Here is a 17,827-nt window from a genome sequence, read left to right as displayed (position 1 = left end):
TTCACCCCTTGGCAGCGCGCGATGGCCCTTCGACAGGCTCAGGACGAACGGACAAGGTAGGAAGGTTCAGGCTTCGCTTTCGACGTTGCAGGCGTCGCGGATGGTGGGCAGGCAGCGGAACAGGGTTTCCACGTCAGGGTGACCGAGCATTTCGGTAAAGCGGGCTTCGTGCTTGTTGATGCGATCTTCGGCATCATCGGCCAGCTTGCGGCCCGCATCGGTCAGCGTCAAAGCATGGCTGCGGCCATCCAGACGGCGACGTTCGACCAGACCGCGATCCATAAGACGCGAGATGATGGGCACCATATTGGCGCGCTTGATCGCCAGCGTCAGCCCGACTTCGGTTTGCGAACAGTCCGGGTTTTCTGAAATCACCAGCAACGTCGTCACTTCTGCCGGGCGCAGATCGAGATCAGACAGTTCACGCGCCAGATCTGCCATCATCACGGCAGAGGCCCGGCGCAACTGGTAGCCAAGACGGCTTTCAAGGGCATTTGTCAGCGTCATGTCATGTTCTTTAGAACGGCTATCGTGGATAGCAATCCCACAGACAAAAACCGCAGGCAACTGACCTTCGCAGGACTGCCTTGCTGCCACCCTACCGGTTCAGCGTAGTCGAGACATCGCCACAGCACCACCCCGGCGTGTCTCGACTACGATTGACACAAACGGAAGGTTGCGGATTGGCTGCTGGCAACCGCCAAAAGAAAAGGGCGACCGAAGCCGCCCTTTCCTGCAAATCGAAAGCTTCGCCAGCGATCAACGCTTGAGCGAGAGGCCACCGAAACGCTTGTTGAACTGGGCAACGCGGCCGCCCTGATCGAGCTGGCGCGTACCGCCGGTCCATGCCGGGTGCGAAGTCGGGTCGATTTCGAGAGCGAGCGTGTCGCCTTCCTTGCCCCAGGTGGAGCGGGTTTCGAAAACGGTGCCGTCGGTCATCTGCACCTTGATGGTGTGGTAATCGGGGTGAATGCCAGTCTTCATGTCGGTAACTCCGGTGCGCAGCCGGTTCCGACCGGCTGCAAGAATCTGTGAACGCGCGCCATTAGCGGGATTTTTTGCCGAGCGCAACTACGCCTCGAAAGCCCCGCATGCGCAATCGGCGCACTTCACTTGAGGCCTCAGCTATCCGCGATCATCGCCGTGAAGCTGACTTCGCAGGTAACCTTGTCACCAATCATGGCCTTGCCAGCGAACTTGCAGACGCGCGAACGCTTCTGCGTGAATTCGACGTGCAGGTCGAGCAAGACGCCCGGTTCCACAGGGTTGCGGAACTTGGCGTCTTCGATGGCCATGAAATAGACCAGCTTGCCCGATCCGGCGAGGCCGAGCGATTCCACCGCGAGAACCCCCGCAGCCTGCGCCAGCGCTTCGATCTGCAGCACGCCCGGCATGATCGGGCGGCCGGGAAAATGACCCTGAAAGAACTGTTCGTTCATCGACACGGCCTTCACCGCATGGATACGCTCGTTCAACGTGATCGAGGCCACGCGATCAACCAGCAGCAAAGGATAGCGATGCGGAAGCGCCGCCATCACCTTGCGCACGTCATAGTCAACGATCACGTCGTTGCCGGAAGCCGTTTCTTCGGTCATTTTCCTTGCCCTCAACGCGCCTTAGCGGCCTTCCGGCTGCTTCTTGGCGGGCTGTGCGGCGGCGGGTGCAGCGCCCTGCTGTGCGGCCTGTGCCTGAGCCTGCTGTTCACGCTGGGCGCGCGGCATCCAGCCTGCGGGCGGCACGAGCTGGGCCGACGGGATCAGCACGTTCAGTTCGTTCAGGATATCCTGATTGAGGTTGTAAGCCTGACCCGCCTTGATGATCGACTGCGAATCGAGAACCAGCGTGACCTTCTTCTTGTCCATCGCAGCCTGCGTGGCGGCGTCGAGCTTATCACCGATCTGTTCGAGCACATACTGCTGCGACAGGTTCAGCGGTTCGAGGATCTTCTGGATTTCGGCCTGACCGGCCTGCTCGATCTGCTGGATCTGTTCGTACTGCTGCTGCAGCGCGGCGCGGTTGGGTGCGGCAACCTTCGAATCCGCTTCGAGCTTGGCGATCAGCGGCTTGAGCTGTGCTTCGATCTGGCCCTTGCGGGCATTGGCCTGATCGATCTGCGGCTTGTAAGTGACCGGGCGCTGCTGCTGCGCGGTCTGATAAGCGGCCGACGCGCCGACAACGGCCGAAGGATTGGCAATAGCGATGCCGGCAACGCCACTTGCCGCAGCGGCAGGCGCATCCTTGGCAGCGAAAGCCGGAGTGGTGGCAGCAACAGCGATACCCGCGACGAGCGCGGCAGCGATACGGGTTTTCATCAGAACTGGGTTCCCACGTTGAAAGTGAATGTTTTGGGGTCATCGCCATTGGCCTTCTTCAAGACCTTGGCAAAATCGAGACGGAACGGGCCGAAAGGCGAGTTCCAGTTCACGCCGATACCGATCGCGATGCGTGGCGAAGGCGTATCGCCAACGTATTCTTCCACATAGGCCGGGATGGCGGTGTAGATGGTGTTGGCAGTATTGTCAGGCGCAGTGGCGCTGGTGACGATGGTGGTCACGCCCTGATAGGTCTGGCTGTAAAGCGTGACCGGGGTGTTGACGTTCTGCGTGGTCGGGCGGGCAACACCGAACACGGCGCCAGCATCAAGATAGATCGACGGACGCAAGCCAAGTTCACGCGCGCCGGAACCGAGCGGAATTTCAAGCTCAGCCCGCGAGAGGTAGTAATACTTGCCGCCCAGCGCGTCATCGACCCACTGGTTGCGGTCGGTCGACGGGGTATCGACCGTGCCATCGCCATTGGTATCGACCAGATACTTGCGCAGCACGCGCGGACCGATGCCGCGAATGTCGAAACCGCGAATCTGCGGTTCGCCCAGGAAGAAACGGTCAGTCAGGCGCACGTCATCGATCGTCGGATCGTTCGACCGGTTGCCCAGCGATTTGATGATGCCACCTTCGGCTTTGAGCGAGAAGATGAAACCTGCACCCACTGGCCAGAACTTCGAGGCATTGGCGGTAAGGCGGGCATATTTCACCGAACCGCCCAGCCCGGCAAAATCGCCGCCAATGACAAACTGGTTGCCCCGCGTCGGACGCACGCGGTTGTCAAGCGTGTCATAGACCAAGGAGGCACCAAGGATCGAACTGGTGCGTTTGCCGATGGCGTCGCACAGATAACGGCCTGCCAGCAGCGGTTCGCAGGTTTGTACGCCGTCGCCATCAAGATCGGCATAGAACTGGCTTTGCGACAGGGTGACGTCGTCGAGGTTGAACGTATAGCGACCGATCAGCGACATATATTCGGTGAGCGGGACGCCAGCGCGCATCTGGAAACCAGTGGTTGCCTGCTTGTAAGTCGTGTTTCGGTCAGAATTGAAGTAGTTGAAACTGTTCTGATCGCGGCGATAGACGTCGACACCCAGCGAGATGTTTTTGTCGAACAGATAGGGTTCGGTGAAGCTGACCTGTACCGAGCGGGTGTAGCGCGAATAGTCGACCGAGAGGCCGATGGTCTGGCCGCGACCACGGAAGTTGTTCTGGCGGATCGACCCTTGGAAAATGAAGCTTTCAAGGCTGGAGAAGCCTGCCGAAAGCTGCAGTTCGCCAGTGGGCTTTTCTTCCACGTTGGCTTCAAGGATGATCCGGTCAGGCGCGCTGCCCGGCTTCTGTTCGATTTCGAACTTTTCCTGGAAGTAGCCCAGCGACTTGATGCGGTTGGTCGACCGCTTGATCTGGAAGGTGTTGAACGCATCGCCTTCGGCAATACGGAATTCGCGGCGGACGACTTTGTCCTGCGTCAGCGTGTTGCCGTTGACATCGACCCGTTCGACATAGACGCGCGGCGCTTCGGCGATGCGGAAGGTGACCGACATCGTCAGGTCATCCTTGTTGCGCGAAAAGTCCGGGCGAACATCGGCAAAGGCATAGCCGAATGCGCCAGCGGTTTCGGTCAGGCCGTCGACCTGATCTTCCACCATCTTGGCGTTATACCAATCGCCTGCCTTCATCGGCAGACGCTGGGCCAGCTTGTCGCTGTCGAAATCGCGAAGCTGGCTGTCGACCTTCACGTCACCGAATTTATAGCGATCGCCTTCTTCCACCACATAAGTGATGATGAAGTCCTGCTTGTCGGGCGTAAGTTCGGCCACGGCGGAGACGACGCGGAAATCGGCGTAGCCTTCAGTCAGATAGAACTGGCGCAGCTTCTGTTGGTCAAAGGCAAGACGGTCGGGATCGTAGCTGGTGCCGGACGAGAACAGGCGGAAGAAGCGCGCCTGCTTGGTCACCATTTCGCCGCGCAGCTTGCCGTCCGAGAACTTGTCGTTCCCCAGAATGTTGATCTGGCGGACCTTGGACTTCGGGCCTTCGCTGATTTCGAACACGATATCGACGCGGTTCTGGTCCAGCATGACCATCTTCGGTTCGACCGTGGCAGCGAAACGGCCCTGCCGCTTGTACAGTTCGATGATGCGGGCAACGTCGGCGCGCACTTTCGAGCGGGTAAAGATCTGGCGTGCCGAAAGTTTGATTTCGGGCAGGATCTTGTCTTCCTTGAGGCGCTTGTTGCCTTCAAGGATGATGCGGTTGATGACCGGGTTTTCCTTGACCTGCACCACCACGTCACCGCCATTGTTGCGGATGGAGACGTCAGCGAACAGCTCGGTCGCGTAGAGATCCTTCAGCGCCTGATCGCCCAGGGCCTGCGTATAGACCTGACCAGGGCGCATGCGGATGTAGGACAGGATGGTGTCGGGTTCCAGACGCTGCGAACCCTGAACAGTGACCGTGCGGATAGTGTCACCAGCAGGGGTTGCAGCAGCAGGCGCCGCAGCAGCCGTTTCCTGAGCAAATGCGGCGTGAGGAGCCGCCACCAGCGCGCTTGTGGCCAGTAGGGCCGCGCCGAGCGGAGACACTTTGCCTGCCCGGCCCGCGTTACGTCCAATCATCACCAAGCGCCATCCCGTGTGTTGTGGCGGCTGGACGCCCGCGAGGAGTGCCCGGCCGCGGCAAGCAATGCAGCCCTGTGCCCGATGCCACAAGGCCAATCAAGCAAACAATCGCCCCGCCAATTCGGCAGAAGTCTTCTGTGGAAAATCCGGCATCCACCCCTGACTACCGGAAAACGCGACCACCGCACCGGACGCGCAAGATGAATTCTACCCTCTCGAACAGCATCAGCCCCCGAATATCTTCAGGGACGCCACATCATTGATCGTGACGAAAAGCATCAGCGCCATGACGAACGCAATGCCGGTGCGGAAAGCCCACTCCTGCCCGCGCTGGCCCACTGGCTTTCTACGAATGGCTTCCGCCGCGTAGAAAGCAAGATGCCCGCCGTCGAGGACGGGAATTGGCAGGAGGTTAATGAACCCCAAGTTAATCGAAATCAGCGCGACGAAACCAACGAAGGCCTGCCAGCCCGAAACAAGCTGTTCGCCCGAATATTTGGCGATCTTGATCGGGCCGCCAAGCTCTTTGACCTCGCGCTTGCCGGTGATGATCTGGCCGATGCCGGTGACCATCATGCCGATGATGTCGCGGGTCTGCCGGACGCCTTCAACCGCGGCATCGACCGGACCAACCCGCACCACTTCATAGGATTGCGGGCCGATGCCAAGATAGCCAATCTTCTGCGAATTGCCGAAACGGTCGGTTTCCACCTTCACCGCTGCATTGGCGGCGATTTCCACCTGCCGCCCTTCCCGCAGGATCACCAGATCAAGCGGATCATCCGGGAACTGCCCCACGGCAAGCCGCACATCCAGAAACGAATCCATCTTGTCGCCACGAATCGACATGATGCGGTCACCGCGCTTCAGCCCTGCCCGTTCAGCCGCAGATCCGGCCTGCACTTCGCCCACCACCGGCGGAACCACGACTTTGCCATAAGCCAGCGCAAACCCGGCAAGGATCAACACCGAGAACAGGAGATTGGTGACCGGCCCGGCCAGCACGATCAGCGACCGCTGCCACAGCGGCTTGGCCGGGAAAGTTCGGTTTCGCTCTTCCGCCGGAAGTGCCAGCCATTCAGGCGTGGGCTGGCTGGCCGGGTTCATGTCTCCGGCAAACTGGACATAACCGCCCAGCGGCAGCGCCGACAGCTTCCAACGCGTGCCGCGCTTGTCGGTCCATCCCACCAGTTCCTTGCCGAAGCCGATGGAAAAGACGTTGGCCTTGACCCCGAACCAGCGCCCGACAAGGTAGTGCCCCAGTTCGTGAATGAACACCAGTGGCCCCAGCACCAGCACGAAGGCCAGAATGGTGGTCAGTATTCCGGGGCTTTCCATGGTCGGCATTAACGCACAGGCTCCATCAGTTCACGCGCCCTTGCCCGCGCTTCGGCATCAATCGCGATCACATCTTGCAGCGATGCGGGCGCGGGCGGCAGGCCACGGGCCAACACATCTTGCGCACATTGCACGATCCGGGTGAACGCAATCTGACCTGCCAGAAACGCCGCGACAGCAATTTCGTTGGCAGCATTCAGCACAGCAGGGGCAGCACCGCCCGCCACAACGGCATCGCGGGCAACGCGCGTGGCGGGAAAGCGCAGTTCGTCAGGCGTACGGAAGGTCAACTGGCCGATGGCGGCCAGATCGAGCGGGGTGCAGGGCGTGTGCATGCGCTGCGGCCACGCCAGCGCCGAGGCGATCGGCACGCGCATGTCGGACGGCCCCAGTTGCGCCAGGGTTGACCCGTCGCGGTATTCCACCATCGAATGCACCACGGATTGCGGGTGGACGATCACGCGCAATCGCTCAACCCCCACCGGGAACAGGTGGAACGCCTCAATGAATTCAAGGCCCTTGTTCATCATCGTGGCTGAATCGACGCTGATCTTCGCGCCCATCGACCAGTTAGGATGCTTTACCGCCTCGGCTGGCGTGGCCCGTTGAAGTTGTTCAGCCGTCCAGTCCCGAAACGGCCCGCCACTGGCCGTCAGCGTGATCGCGCGGACATGGGCAATGTCGTTGCCCTGAAGACACTGGAAAATCGCGTTGTGTTCAGAATCCACCGGCAGCAGCGTCGCCCCGTGGCGGGCGACGGCGGCGGTCATTACATCGCCTGCAGAAACCAGCGCTTCCTTGTTGGCTAGCGCAATGGTGCCTCCCTTTTCGATGGCGGCCATGGTGGGGGCAAGACCTGCACAACCAACGATGGCAGCCACGGTGACATCTGCGCCGCGCGCCGCTGCTTCGACCAGTGCGGCTTGGCCTGCCGCCGCCTCGATCCCGCTTCCGGCCAATGCATCACGTAAGGCAGGCAGCGCCGCTTCATCGGCAACGACTGCTACATGCGCCGAAAATTCACGGGCCAGCGCAGCAAGATCGTGTGCATTGCCATTCGCGGTCAGCGCCACAACCTGCCACTGGCACGGTTCGCGCCGCACCAGATCCAGCGTGGAAGCGCCAATCGATCCTGTAGCGCCAAGGACGGAAATGGTGCGCGCCATGGCGTTACAGCCCCGCCTGCGAAGCGGCCCACGCGGTTCCGGCAATGATCGCCACCGGCAGCAGGCCATCGACGCGATCGAACAAACCGCCATGGCCGGGAATCAGTCGTGAGGAATCTTTCACTCCCGCCCTGCGCTTGAGCCAGGATTCATAGAAGTCACCCGCCTGTGCAAAGACCGCCAGCAGCGCGCCTGCCAGCGCAGCCATGCCCACATTTGCCACTTCCAGTGCCGAAGCCAAGCTTGGCCCGGTAGGTCCGATGGCCGAGAGTAGATAGCCTGCGCTGAACACTACGAAGGCTGCCCAGATTCCTGCCGCAGCCATGCCGCCAGCAAGCCCCGCCCATGTTTTTGACGGGCTGATCCGGGGCGCGATCTTTGGCCCACCGAGCGCGCGTCCGGTGAAATAGGCCCCGGTATCGGTGCAGATCACCAGCCCCATGACGGCAATCATCAACGGTTCTGGCATGACGATCAGCGCCAATGCGGCCCAACCAATGTAGATTGCCCCCGAAATGACCAGCGATGCCAGACGCGACGGATTTTCCGCCAGCTTGCCAGCCATCAGCACGTATTCGACGAAAACGCCAAACGCGACGGCTGCAACGAACAGGTCCAGCACGATGCCGCCAAACCAGAACGCCGCGCCCGCAATGACAAGCATGACCACTGCGGAAGCCACCCGAACCGGCAGGTCGGGATTCTTCCGAGCTGGCATCGCGACCGGCGCAATTGCAGGATCAGCGTCCACCGAACCGCCTTTCGCGCGATGCGAACTGGTCCAGCGCGTCCTTCAGATGAGTTGCCGTAAAATCGGGCCACAGCACATCGGTGAACCACATTTCAGCATAAGCGGCCTGCCACAACAGGAAGTTGGACAAGCGGATTTCGCCCGACGTGCGGATCAGCAGATCAAGCGGCGGCAGATCGGCGGTATCCAGTTCAGCCTCGATCGCCTCTGCCGTGATCGCACCCTTGGCCGCCGCACGGGCGGCAGCGCGCGCGATTTCCTGCTGCGAACCGTAATTCAGCGCAATGGCCAGCGTGGTGGCGGAATTCCCCGCCGTGCGGGCCATCGCATCTTCGATCATCTCCACAATATCGGGCGCAAGCGCCTGATAATCACCGATGATCTTGAGTCGGATATTATTGGCGATGAATTCATCAAGGTCGCTGCGAATGAAGGTGCGCAACAGGCCCATCAGATCGGCAATTTCGTCCTCTGGCCGTTTCCAGTTCTCGGACGAGAAGGCATAGAGCGTCAGCGCCTCAAGCCCCATGCTACGCGCTGCGCGGGCGACTTCGCGCACGGTATCAACACCGCGCTTGTGCCCGAACGCGCGCGGCATGAAACGCTTTTTCGCCCATCGCCCGTTGCCATCCATGATGATGGCAACGTGACGAACTCCGCCTGCAGCAGTTCCGCCCACAGCATCCGGACCATTCGAGGCCGACACTGCGTTCACTTGCCGAGGATTTCCTTTTCCTTGGCAGCAGCGGCTTCATCGGCCTGCTTGACGATATCGTCGGTCAGCTTCTGCAGGTCTGTCTCGGCGCGCTTGCGCTCGTCCTCCGAGATTTCCTTCTTGTTTTCATCAGCCTTCAGTGCGTCCATGCCATCACGTCGCACGTTGCGGATCGCGATGCGGGCGCTTTCGGCATATTTGCTGGCAAGCTTGGCCAGTTCCTTGCGGCGTTCCTCGGTAAGATCCGGGATCGGCAGACGCAGGTTGTTGCCATCGTTGATGGGATTCAGGCCAAGACCTGCCGAACGGATGGCCTTTTCAACAGGACCGATGTTCGATTTGTCCCATACCTGCACCGAAAGCAGACGCGGTTCAGGTGCCGACACGGTGGCAACCTGCGCCAGCGGCATGTGGCTGCCATAAACCTCGACCATGACCGGATCGAGCAGCGCGGTGTTGGCGCGGCCGGTGCGCAGGCCTGAAAGATCGCCCTTGAGCGATTCCACAGCGCCTTTCATGCGGCGTTCGAGATCAGCCTTGTCATACTTGGCCATGTCAGGCTTCCTTTTTAACAGTGGTCTTCGTCCCCTCACCCGCCAGCACGCGGGCCAGATTGCCCCGTTCGCGGATGGAGAAGACGACGATCGGGATATTGTTATCACGGCACAGCGCCACCGCGCTGGCATCCATGACCTTCAGGTTGTCTGCCAGAACCGTGTCGTAATCCACGGTATCATAACGCTTTGCTGAAGGATCTTTTTTCGGGTCGGCATTATAGACCCCATCGACGCTGGTGCCCTTGAACAGGGCGTCGCAGCGCATTTCGGCAGCGCGTAATGCTGCGCCGGAATCGGTCGTGAAATAGGGTGCGCCAACGCCAGCAGCAAAAATAACGATACGGCCCTTTTCAAGATGGCGTTCTGCGCGGCGACGGATCACCGGTTCGCACACCTTGTCCATTTCGATGGCCGACTGCACGCGGGTTGGGACGCCAAGCTGTTCTAGCGCCGACTGCATGGCCAGCGCGTTCATCACGGTGGCCAGCATGCCCATGTAATCAGCCTGCGCGCGGTCCATCCCCTTGGCCGCACCGGCCATGCCGCGAAAGATGTTACCCCCGCCGATCACCAGGCAGATTTCCAGACCGTTGTCGCGCGCATCCTTCACTTCACGTGCGAGGCGGGCAACATAATCGGTATCGATCCCGAACTGCTGCTCTCCCATCAGCACTTCGCCCGACAGCTTCAGGAGGATGCGCTTTGCGATGGGCTGGCTCATAGTCGGGACAAACTCGTATCTTGGGAGGGGATTTGGCGGCCCTTATAACCCTGTCAGGGGCCGTGCCAAGGGCGCAAGACACAACAATCCCCGCACCGGCAGACCCGATTGTGACGGGCCGCCCATGCGGGGATCGTTGTTTGCAGACTTACTTGATGCCGGCAGCAGCAGCCACTTCGGCAGCGAAGTCGGTTTCTTCCTTCTCGATGCCTTCGCCGAGCTGGAAGCGGACATAGTCCTTCAGCACGATCTTCGCGCCAGCTTCCTTGCCGGCAGCGTCAACGACCTGCTGGATGGTGGACTTGTTGTCCATCACGAAGATCTGCGAAAGGAGAGCGTTTTCCTTGGCATACTTGGCCACGGCGCCATCGACCATCTTGGCCTGCACTTCAGCGGGCTTGCCGCTTTCAGCAGCCTTTTCAGCCGCGATCTTACGTTCGCGGGCGATCAGTTCGGCGTCAAGGTCATCGACGGTCAGCGCCAGCGGGAAAGCCGCAGCGATGTGCATCGAAATCTGCTTGCCCAGTGCTTCCAGCACGTCAGCCGCAGCTTCGGATTCCAGAGCAACCAGAACGCCGATCTTGCCAAGGTTGGTGGCAGCGGCATTGTGCATGTAAGGCACGACAACGCCCTGCGAAACCGACACATGCTTGATGCGGCGAATCTGCTGGTTTTCGCCAATGGTGGCGACGTTGTTGGTCAGCTTTTCGGCGACGGTGCCACCGTCGGGATAAGCTGCGTCCTTGAGCGCGTCGACTTCGGCAGCGCCGGTGGTCAGCGCAACTTCGGTAACCTTGCGCACGAAGTCCTGGAACTGGTCGTTCTTCGCAACGAAGTCGGTTTCCGAGTTTACTTCGACGGCAACGCCCTTGGTGCCCGAAACGGCAACGCCGACCAGACCTTCAGCAGCGGTGCGGCTCGACTTCTTGGCAGCAGCGGCAAGGCCCTTGGCGCGCAGCGCGTCAACCGCGGCTTCGAAATCGCCACCGGCTTCGTCGAGAGCCTTCTTGCAATCCATCATGCCGGCGCCAGTGCGCTCGCGCAGGTTCTTCACGTCAGCGGCGGTATAAGCCATCGCGTTGATCCTTTATTCTTGAAAACGGGGAAGGCCGCAGCAAGTGCCGCGGCCCGTAATTCATATCCGGGACATTTCGGTGACGGCCCCGTTCAAAGACCGGGCCGTCACACGAAAAACCGGATCAGGCTTCCGCGGCTTCTTCGGCCAGCGGTTCAGCCATGGCACCAAGATCAGCACCCGAAGCGATCACAGCTTCACGGCCACCCTTGGTTGCAGCAGCGGCAACCGCTTCGCAATAAAGGCGGATTGCACGGCTGGCGTCGTCGTTCGCCGGGATCGGGAACGCGATGCCTTCGGGCGAGACGTTCGAGTCGAGGATGGCAACGACCGGGATACCCAGGACGTTGGCTTCCTTGATCGCCAGTTCTTCCTTGTTGGCGTCGATCACGAACATCACGTCCGGGATACCGCCCATGTCGCGAATGCCGCCAAGCGACAGTTCGAACTTGTCACGTTCGCGGGTGAGCTGAAGGACTTCCTTCTTGGTCAGGCCAGCGGTGTCGCCCGAAAGCTGTTCTTCCAGCGCCTTGAAACGCTTGATCGAACCCGAAATGGTCTTCCAGTTGGTGAGCATACCGCCCAGCCAGCGGTGGTTGACATAGTGCTGGCCCGACGCGCGCGCAGCCTGTGCAATCTGTTCCTGCGCCTGACGCTTGGTGCCGACGAACAGCACCTTGCCACCAGCCTGAACGGTGGCCGAGATGAACTCAAGCGCACGCGCCATGAGCGGCACGGTCTGCGACAGATCGAGGATGTGGATGCCGTTGCGGGCGCCGAAGATGTACGGCTTCATGCGCGGGTTCCAGCGGTGGGTCTGGTGACCGAAGTGCGCGCCTGCTTCGATAAGCTGATGCATCGTGACGACGGGTGCCGCCATAAGTAATTCCTTTCCGGTTTCTGCCTCCGGGAAGCTGGAACCGCGCAAGCCCCGAATGGGATACTTGCTGCTGGCACCGGTGAATGTGCTTCCCGTGTGGATTGCCAATTTCGTCCGCCAGCACCATGCCAGCGAAATCCTTCGGCGGGGCGGCCCTTAGATCAGCAGGACAAGAAAAGCCACCCCGGATTTGGGCAAAAGTCTGCGTGATGCAGAAGAAATCAAGCGAACAGGCCGATACGCGCAGTTTTTGCGCTTGACGGAACGGAACAAATGGAGAACATTAGCTCCATAACCGAATCAGTTCTCGCTCCGTCAGGAACATTACAGCAACTCGAAAGTTTTCCACAGACCTTTCCTGGTCAAACAGGAACCGTGTCACAAGGGAAAAAGCCAAGGAAACGCGCCCATGCTCGCTCTGCTGTGCACCATGCTTTTCGCTGCCGCCGCCACTTTCGCAATTGGCGCCATTGTCGTGACAATGCAGGGACGACGCGGGCAGATTTTGGCGCTTATCGCTGAGTACCGCACGTTGCAGCGTGACCGTGAATTTCTGTTCCACATCACCGCGCATCCAGCGCCTTCGACGCCGGTGGGGGGTGTTCCGCAGACACGCCGCCTGATGCGGCGCGCGATCAGGCGCGGGGAAGCGGTTCGTGTCGTTCGGGTTCTGCGCGCTGCCGCTTGAAACGGGCGTAACGCACGATACCAACAGGCACCATCAACATATAAACCGCGCAGATCCCGACAAGCGTCAGCCACGGCTCGGTCAGCAGGGCGGCAATCACCAGCCCAAACAGGGCAATCACTTCTAGCCGGATCGCCCGGCGCGGCCTCAACGAAGTCCAGCTTAACGTCGCAAGATTGGATATCATCAGGAACGCGATAAGTGCGGTCCAGGCAGCAATGCCAATGGGATCGCGGAACTCTTCGCGCCCGCTGGCAATCCACAGATACAGCGGCAGAAACGCCAGCCCTGCCCCCACCGGCGCAGGAACGCCGGTCAAGAAACCGGCGCTTTTGTGTGGCTGTTCGGCCATGTCGATACGCGCATTGAACCGGGCAAGACGCAGCGCACAGCACACGGCCAGCGCCAGCGCAGCAAACCAACCAAAGCGCGGCATGTCCTGCAACGCCCACAGATACAGAATGAGCGACGGCGCCACACCGAAAGAGATCGCGTCGGACAGGCTGTCGAGTTCCGCACCAAAGCGCGATTGCGCCTTCATCAGACGCGCAACCCGGCCATCGATGCCATCCAGCACCCCGGCGAGAATCACAGCCATGACCGCAGACTTGAAATCACCCCCGATGGCAAAGCGAATGCCGGTAAGTCCGCAGCACAGCGCGCCCGAAGTGATCGCATTGGGAACAAGCGCCCGCAAGGTCAGCCCGCGAGGCAAGCGGCGGCGACCGAAATCATCGCCACTGAAGACGTCATCCCCGGTGTCCATGGTCACTGGCTCCGGCTCATTGGCCAATACCTTCGATCATCGGGGCTTCGCCGATCTCTGCAAGAATCGTCTCACCGGCGACAACTTTTTGCCCCATAAGCACTTTGGGTTCAGTCCCGGCAGGAAGATAGACATCCACCCGGCTGCCAAAGCGGATCAGCCCGACGCGCTGGCCCACGGCAACAATATCGCCCCCCTTGACGAACGGAACGATGCGCCGTGCAATCAGGCCTGCGATCTGGGTAAAGCCGATCTGCACACCGTCCGGGCGCTCAACCAGAAAGTGCTGACGCTCGTTCTCTTCACTCGCCTTGTCGAGGTCGGCATTGAGGAACTTGCCGGGGATATAGACCACGCGGCGGATCGTCCCTGCGATCGGCGAGCGATTGATGTGAACGTCAAACACCGACATGAACACCGATACGCGCGTGACCGGCGCATCGCTCATCCCGCGAACGCCACTGCCATCTTCCGCACACAGTTCGCGCGGGGGCGGCACTTTCTGAATCAGCGTAATCAGGCCGTCGGCGGGCGACACCACGAACTTGTCATCGCGCGGGGTTACCCGCACCGGATCGCGAAAGAACGCGAGAATGCCAATCGTCAGAAAAGCGAGCGGCCAGGCAATGGTTTCCCATGCCATGAATGCCGCGCCGCCACTGGCAACCGCAGAAATCAGCGCGAACTTGCGCCCTTCGGGATGGATGGATGGCCAAGACCATCCGGCGGTGCCGCGACCACGGTTATCGAGAATTTCACCAGACATTTGTCCCATCTAGGCGTTGCCATGCGCGGGGACAAGCAAACTTCCCGATTCTACGCACCGGGCGGCATGACCCGCCCCAGGAAGCCGATGACCGCGGCGTTGAACTGATCGTTCCGGTCACCGGCAACCATGTGCCCTGCCCCACTGATATCGGCCACCTCAAGCCGGGCAATGCGGGTGGAAAGGTCGGCCACACCTTCGTTCGTCACAATGTCCGATTTCATGCCGCGCACCAGCAATGTGGGGATGTGGGCGGTCCATGCCGCCGCATCCAGCATGTCGGGAATCGATCCATGTTCGCGCCCGGTCGTCAAGAATTTGGGGTCCCAGTGCCAGCGAAAGCGGCCATCATCGCCCCGCCGCAGGTTCTTGCGCAGCCCGTCGAGCCGCGTTGGGCGCGGTCGATCAGGATAGTATGCCGAAATCGCGTCCGCCGCATCTTCCAGCGAAGCAAAGCCATCGGGATTGGCCGTCATGAATCCGACGATGCGATCAACCCCTTCTTCGGCCAGTCGGGCGACCACATCAACCAGCACCAGCGCCACTGGCACAGTGCCGTGGCACGCGGCCGCCATCGCCGAAAGGCCGCCCAATGAAGCGCCAACGAAGGCAAAACTGTCGCCCGCCAGATCGCGGATCGCAGCAAGATCAGCGGCGCGCCGACGATAGGAATAGTCACCCTCCGGCTCCCACTCGCTCTCTCCATGGCCCAGAAGATCATAATTGATGACATGATAGCCAGCCGCAGCCAGCTCATGCCCCGCCCGGTCCCAGCTATGCCGCGTCTGGCCGCCACCGTGCCCCAGTATCACCGTCGGCGCGCCGCGCATGCCCAGTTCGTCGGCAATGATGTGCAACCCGCCCTGCACGGGAATTCTGATCGTGGTCATGCACCATGACTGACGCAACGACGCTCCACATGCAATGCATATTAATTGGTCGATTAAATCGACAGATCATCCAGATTGCATGAATTTATTTGCAACATTGCCGCCCCTGAAGGGCGGCTGCCAGAGGGGCGGCGGTGGTGGACAGGGCTGGATTCGAACCAGCGTACGCTCTCGCGGGCAGATTTACAGTCTGCTGCCATTAACCACTCGGCCACCTGTCCACACCAGTGCTGCCGGTGCCGGTTTTCCTCGAAAGGAAGACCGATTTTGATGATCTCCGAGGAGACCGTCCGGCCGAGAGGCGGTCCCTTTGGCGAAGCATCTCTTGCCTGTCAATGGGTAGGCTGGCATGCGCGGCACGAATTATTCAATGCTTCAGGAAAAGGTGCCACATGCCCCGCCACGACGATCAACCCAAAGGAAAGGCCCTGCGCGGCCGTGCAGGGCGCATGCAGGGCGGGCGCGGCTCTGGCCGGGGCAGTGCGGGCGCGATCCGCCTGTGGGGCCGCCACGCCATCGAAGCGGCGCTGACCAACCCCAATCGCACCGCCAAGAAACTGTGGGGAACGCGCGAGGCGATTCAGGCCATGCTGGACGCGCACGATGCCGAACTGCCCGCATCGCTGCCTGTGGAATACGCACAGGCGGCCGATCTGGGGCGGTTGGTTGCGCGCGACGCGCCACATCAGGGACTTGTGCTGGATTGCGCGCCGCTGGATGATGTGGCGCTGGATGACGTTCTCGAAGAATCGGACGGCCGCACCCTTGTCGTGCTCGATTCGGTCACCGATCCGCACAACGTCGGCGCAATTCTGCGGTCGTGCGCGGCGTTCAACGTGGCCGCGCTGGTCACGCAGGACCGCAATGCCCCGCTCGAATCGGGCACGCTGGCCAAATCGGCATCGGGTGCGCTGGAAACGGTGCCATGGGTGCGGGTGGTAAACCTTTCGCGCGCGCTGGAACGCATGTCCGAAGCCGGATACTGGCGAATCGGCCTTGATGGCGATGGCAAGGCGGTGTTCCCATCCGCGGTTCCCGCCGGGCCAGTGGTGCTGGTGCTGGGCGCGGAAGGCGAAGGCCTGCGCCACAATGTCGCCCAGCATTGCGATTCGATCGCGCGCCTCCCGATTGCTTCGGCGATTGAAAGCCTGAACGTCTCGAATGCTGCGGCAATTGCGCTTTATGCAGTCGCCACCCGCGACGACTGAAGCACGCCTGAGGGAGGGAATTATGCGGCGTTATGGTGCAATTGCGGCTACTTTGGCTGCTGTTATCCTGCTGGCCGGATGCGTCTTGCTGCCCGGCAAGTTCGTGTCCGACATTGCCCTGCGCAAGGACGGGTCGTTCGATTTCTCCTACAAAGGAGACATTCATGTCCTGGCGCTGTCCAAAATGGCTGCGAACGAACGTAACAAGGACACGGCTGATGCAACGTTCGAGCCGTCGACCTGCTATAACGACGAAACCGGCGAGGAACGCACCTGCACGGATGACGAACTGGCCGAACAGAAGCAGGTATGGGACGATGAACAGGTAGCCAACAAAGCCGCGGCACAAGAGCGCAAGGCTTCCGAAGAAAAGATGATGAAGACCATGTTCGGCGGGCTGGACCCCAGCGATCCACGCGCCGCACAGGAATTTGCCGAACGACTGCGCCGCCAGAAAGGGTGGAAGTCAGTGATCGACAAGGGTGATGGCCGTTTCGAGGTAGAGTTCGCAATAGCGGGCCGCCTCGATCATGACTTCACCTTCCCCACCATCGAAAAATTCCCAATGGTTGCGCCTTTTGTCACCATCATCCGCCGCGTCGACGGCAGCGTCAGGGTGGAAGCGCCTGCTTTCGCGTCGAACGCATCAAATTCTCCGCTGATGGGCATGGCCGCTGCTGTGGCGGACGAAAAGAGCGGGAGAAACGGTGGCGATAGCCAGCCAGTGCTGGACGGTGTGCTGACGCTGGTCAGCGATGGCGAGATTCTGGCCAACAACACCGATGACGGACCGGTATCTTCGCCGCTGGGGCGCAAGCTGGAGTGGAAAGTGAACGCCCGCACCACTGCTGCGCCCACGGCCCTGATAAAAATCGCCCACTGAACAATCGGGACGGGCAAGAAAAAGCCGCGCGGCTCATGCGAGCAGCGCGGCTTTTTCAATGCCATCGGCGCAGCGGATACCGCACCGTTATACCGTCAATTCACGGCGTCTTTCAGGCCCTTGCCAGCCTTGAACTTGGGCTGGGCAGAAGCCTTGATTGACATCGGTTCGCCAGTTCGCGGGTTGCGCCCGGTGGACGCTTTGCGCTTGGCAACCGAGAAAGTGCCGAAACCGACCAGGCGCACTTCTTCGCCCTTTGCCAGCACACTGGAGATCGATTCGAAAACAGCTTCTACAGCCTTGGTCGCATCGCCCTTCGACAGGCCACTGGCATCGGCAACTGCGCCGATCAGATCGTTTTTGTTCATTGCGGAACCCCCTAAATCTTTTTCTTGGGAAAGTTTGGGTTTGAATCGCCTTTCGGGTGCGCGGGAAGAGAGCGGAGAACCGCCCGCCTGTCAAAGCCAAATGCGAT

At 60.7% G+C, this 17,827-nt stretch carries 20 protein-coding genes and 1 tRNA gene; 2 read left to right on the top strand and 19 right to left on the bottom strand.

What is annotated here, in order from left to right:
• Positions 1–66 precede the first annotated feature (66 nt).
• The 18 genes from OVA07_RS09600 to OVA07_RS09515 all read right to left on the bottom strand — a co-directional run bounded on the left by OVA07_RS09600 (position 67) and on the right by OVA07_RS09515 (position 15,482).
• Complete coding sequence (locus OVA07_RS09600; RefSeq protein ID WP_268171214.1) at positions 67–507, bottom strand: MarR family winged helix-turn-helix transcriptional regulator; 441 nt, start codon at positions 505–507, stop codon at positions 67–69.
• 252 nt (positions 508–759) lie between these two features.
• On the bottom strand, positions 760–984 hold the full coding sequence (rpmE, locus tag OVA07_RS09595; RefSeq protein ID WP_268171213.1) for a 50S ribosomal protein L31: 225 nt from the start codon (positions 982–984) through the stop codon (positions 760–762).
• 137 nt (positions 985–1,121) lie between these two features.
• Entirely contained in the window at positions 1,122–1,595 is a 474-nt protein-coding gene (gene fabZ, locus OVA07_RS09590) for a 3-hydroxyacyl-ACP dehydratase FabZ (RefSeq protein ID WP_268171212.1), read from the bottom strand.
• Positions 1,596–1,616: 21 nt separating this feature from the next.
• On the bottom strand, positions 1,617–2,312 hold the full coding sequence (locus tag OVA07_RS09585; protein WP_268171211.1) for an OmpH family outer membrane protein: 696 nt from the start codon (positions 2,310–2,312) through the stop codon (positions 1,617–1,619).
• The gene (bamA, locus tag OVA07_RS09580) at positions 2,312–4,945 is read right to left on the bottom strand and encodes an outer membrane protein assembly factor BamA (RefSeq protein WP_268171210.1); all 2,634 of its coding nucleotides are present in this window, start codon (positions 4,943–4,945) and stop codon (positions 2,312–2,314) included. Before bamA ends, OVA07_RS09585 begins: the two co-directional genes overlap by 1 nt.
• 228 nt (positions 4,946–5,173) lie before the next feature.
• Entirely contained in the window at positions 5,174–6,295 is a 1,122-nt protein-coding gene (gene rseP / locus OVA07_RS09575; RefSeq protein ID WP_268171209.1) for an RIP metalloprotease RseP, read from the bottom strand.
• Positions 6,295–7,452 (bottom strand): 1-deoxy-D-xylulose-5-phosphate reductoisomerase, encoded by a 1,158-nt coding sequence (locus tag OVA07_RS09570; protein WP_268171208.1) that lies wholly within the window; start codon positions 7,450–7,452, stop codon positions 6,295–6,297. Before OVA07_RS09570 ends, rseP begins: the two co-directional genes overlap by 1 nt.
• A 4-nt stretch (positions 7,453–7,456) precedes the next feature.
• Positions 7,457–8,170 carry a phosphatidate cytidylyltransferase gene (locus OVA07_RS09565; RefSeq protein WP_268171207.1) on the bottom strand — a complete coding sequence of 238 codons (714 nt, stop codon included), beginning with the start codon at positions 8,168–8,170 and terminating at the stop codon, positions 7,457–7,459.
• 22 nt (positions 8,171–8,192) lie between these two features.
• A complete protein-coding gene (uppS, locus tag OVA07_RS09560) occupies positions 8,193–8,909 on the bottom strand; it encodes a polyprenyl diphosphate synthase (protein WP_268172666.1) in 717 nt (238 codons plus the stop codon).
• A 5-nt stretch (positions 8,910–8,914) separates the two neighbouring features.
• Entirely contained in the window at positions 8,915–9,472 is a 558-nt protein-coding gene (gene frr / locus OVA07_RS09555; RefSeq protein WP_268171206.1) for a ribosome recycling factor, read from the bottom strand.
• 1 nt (position 9,473) lies between these two features.
• Positions 9,474–10,196, bottom strand: coding sequence for a UMP kinase (gene pyrH, locus OVA07_RS09550; protein ID WP_268171205.1), 723 nt, complete (start codon positions 10,194–10,196; stop codon positions 9,474–9,476).
• A gap of 148 nt (positions 10,197–10,344) precedes the next feature.
• The gene (tsf, locus tag OVA07_RS09545) at positions 10,345–11,271 is read right to left on the bottom strand and encodes a translation elongation factor Ts (RefSeq protein WP_268171204.1); all 927 of its coding nucleotides are present in this window, start codon (positions 11,269–11,271) and stop codon (positions 10,345–10,347) included.
• 124 nt (positions 11,272–11,395) lie between these two features.
• Positions 11,396–12,151: a 30S ribosomal protein S2 gene (rpsB, locus tag OVA07_RS09540; RefSeq protein ID WP_268171203.1), complete on the bottom strand. Its 756-nt coding sequence runs from the start codon at positions 12,149–12,151 to the stop codon at positions 11,396–11,398.
• A gap of 283 nt (positions 12,152–12,434) precedes the next feature.
• Positions 12,435–12,725: a hypothetical protein gene (locus OVA07_RS09535; RefSeq protein WP_268171202.1), complete on the bottom strand. Its 291-nt coding sequence runs from the start codon at positions 12,723–12,725 to the stop codon at positions 12,435–12,437.
• Positions 12,726–12,786: 61 nt separating this feature from the next.
• A complete protein-coding gene (locus tag OVA07_RS09530) occupies positions 12,787–13,605 on the bottom strand; it encodes a CDP-alcohol phosphatidyltransferase family protein (RefSeq protein ID WP_268172665.1) in 819 nt (272 codons plus the stop codon).
• 16 nt (positions 13,606–13,621) lie between these two features.
• Positions 13,622–14,371, bottom strand: a complete 750-nt coding sequence (locus OVA07_RS09525) for a phosphatidylserine decarboxylase (protein ID WP_268171201.1) — start codon at positions 14,369–14,371, stop codon at positions 13,622–13,624.
• A 50-nt stretch (positions 14,372–14,421) separates the two neighbouring features.
• On the bottom strand, positions 14,422–15,261 hold the full coding sequence (locus OVA07_RS09520) for an alpha/beta fold hydrolase (RefSeq protein WP_268171200.1): 840 nt from the start codon (positions 15,259–15,261) through the stop codon (positions 14,422–14,424).
• Between the two features lie 135 nt (positions 15,262–15,396).
• Positions 15,397–15,482 (bottom strand) — tRNA-Tyr (locus tag OVA07_RS09515).
• A 171-nt stretch (positions 15,483–15,653) separates the two neighbouring features.
• Between OVA07_RS09515 and rlmB the strand changes: the two genes are divergently transcribed.
• Positions 15,654–16,469 carry a 23S rRNA (guanosine(2251)-2'-O)-methyltransferase RlmB gene (gene rlmB, locus OVA07_RS09510; RefSeq protein WP_268171199.1) on the top strand — a complete coding sequence of 272 codons (816 nt, stop codon included), beginning with the start codon at positions 15,654–15,656 and terminating at the stop codon, positions 16,467–16,469.
• A gap of 22 nt (positions 16,470–16,491) precedes the next feature.
• Positions 16,492–17,352 (top strand): hypothetical protein, encoded by an 861-nt coding sequence (locus OVA07_RS09505; RefSeq protein ID WP_268171198.1) that lies wholly within the window; start codon positions 16,492–16,494, stop codon positions 17,350–17,352.
• Between the two features lie 95 nt (positions 17,353–17,447).
• Here the strand turns inward: OVA07_RS09505 and OVA07_RS09500 are convergent, their stop codons facing one another.
• Positions 17,448–17,720, bottom strand: a complete 273-nt coding sequence (locus OVA07_RS09500) for an HU family DNA-binding protein (protein WP_268171197.1) — start codon at positions 17,718–17,720, stop codon at positions 17,448–17,450.
• Positions 17,721–17,827: the final 107 nt, after the last annotated feature.

Source organism: Novosphingobium sp. SL115 (assembly GCF_026672515.1).
Classification (GTDB): Bacteria; Pseudomonadota; Alphaproteobacteria; order Sphingomonadales; family Sphingomonadaceae; genus Novosphingobium.
This window is presented reverse-complemented; position numbering and strand designations above follow the sequence as displayed.

Excerpts from the sequence above, each read along its gene's own strand:
- OVA07_RS09565 (WP_268171207.1), bottom strand. The coding sequence starts at position 8,170 with ATGCCAGCTCGGAAGAATCCCGACCTGCCGGTTCGGGTGGCTTCCGCA.
- OVA07_RS09530 (WP_268172665.1), bottom strand. The coding sequence starts at position 13,605 with ATGGACACCGGGGATGACGTCTTCAGTGGCGATGATTTCGGTCGCCGC.
- fabZ (WP_268171212.1), bottom strand. The coding sequence starts at position 1,595 with ATGACCGAAGAAACGGCTTCCGGCAACGACGTGATCGTTGACTATGAC.
- OVA07_RS09585 (WP_268171211.1), bottom strand. The coding sequence starts at position 2,312 with ATGAAAACCCGTATCGCTGCCGCGCTCGTCGCGGGTATCGCTGTTGCT.
- OVA07_RS09500 (WP_268171197.1), bottom strand. The coding sequence starts at position 17,720 with ATGAACAAAAACGATCTGATCGGCGCAGTTGCCGATGCCAGTGGCCTG.
- rseP (WP_268171209.1), bottom strand. The coding sequence starts at position 6,295 with ATGCCGACCATGGAAAGCCCCGGAATACTGACCACCATTCTGGCCTTC.
- frr (WP_268171206.1), bottom strand. The coding sequence starts at position 9,472 with ATGGCCAAGTATGACAAGGCTGATCTCGAACGCCGCATGAAAGGCGCT.
- OVA07_RS09525 (WP_268171201.1), bottom strand. The coding sequence starts at position 14,371 with ATGTCTGGTGAAATTCTCGATAACCGTGGTCGCGGCACCGCCGGATGG.
- bamA (WP_268171210.1), bottom strand. The coding sequence starts at position 4,945 with ATGATTGGACGTAACGCGGGCCGGGCAGGCAAAGTGTCTCCGCTCGGC.
- OVA07_RS09520 (WP_268171200.1), bottom strand. The coding sequence starts at position 15,261 with ATGACCACGATCAGAATTCCCGTGCAGGGCGGGTTGCACATCATTGCC.
- OVA07_RS09535 (WP_268171202.1), bottom strand. The coding sequence starts at position 12,725 with ATGCGCGGTGATGTGGAACAGAAATTCACGGTCACGCTGCAACGTGCG.
- tsf (WP_268171204.1), bottom strand. The coding sequence starts at position 11,271 with ATGGCTTATACCGCCGCTGACGTGAAGAACCTGCGCGAGCGCACTGGC.
- rpmE (WP_268171213.1), bottom strand. The coding sequence starts at position 984 with ATGAAGACTGGCATTCACCCCGATTACCACACCATCAAGGTGCAGATG.
- OVA07_RS09600 (WP_268171214.1), bottom strand. The coding sequence starts at position 507 with ATGACGCTGACAAATGCCCTTGAAAGCCGTCTTGGCTACCAGTTGCGC.
- rlmB (WP_268171199.1), top strand. The coding sequence starts at position 15,654 with ATGCCCCGCCACGACGATCAACCCAAAGGAAAGGCCCTGCGCGGCCGT.
- pyrH (WP_268171205.1), bottom strand. The coding sequence starts at position 10,196 with ATGAGCCAGCCCATCGCAAAGCGCATCCTCCTGAAGCTGTCGGGCGAA.
- OVA07_RS09505 (WP_268171198.1), top strand. The coding sequence starts at position 16,492 with ATGCGGCGTTATGGTGCAATTGCGGCTACTTTGGCTGCTGTTATCCTG.
- OVA07_RS09570 (WP_268171208.1), bottom strand. The coding sequence starts at position 7,452 with ATGGCGCGCACCATTTCCGTCCTTGGCGCTACAGGATCGATTGGCGCT.
- rpsB (WP_268171203.1), bottom strand. The coding sequence starts at position 12,151 with ATGGCGGCACCCGTCGTCACGATGCATCAGCTTATCGAAGCAGGCGCG.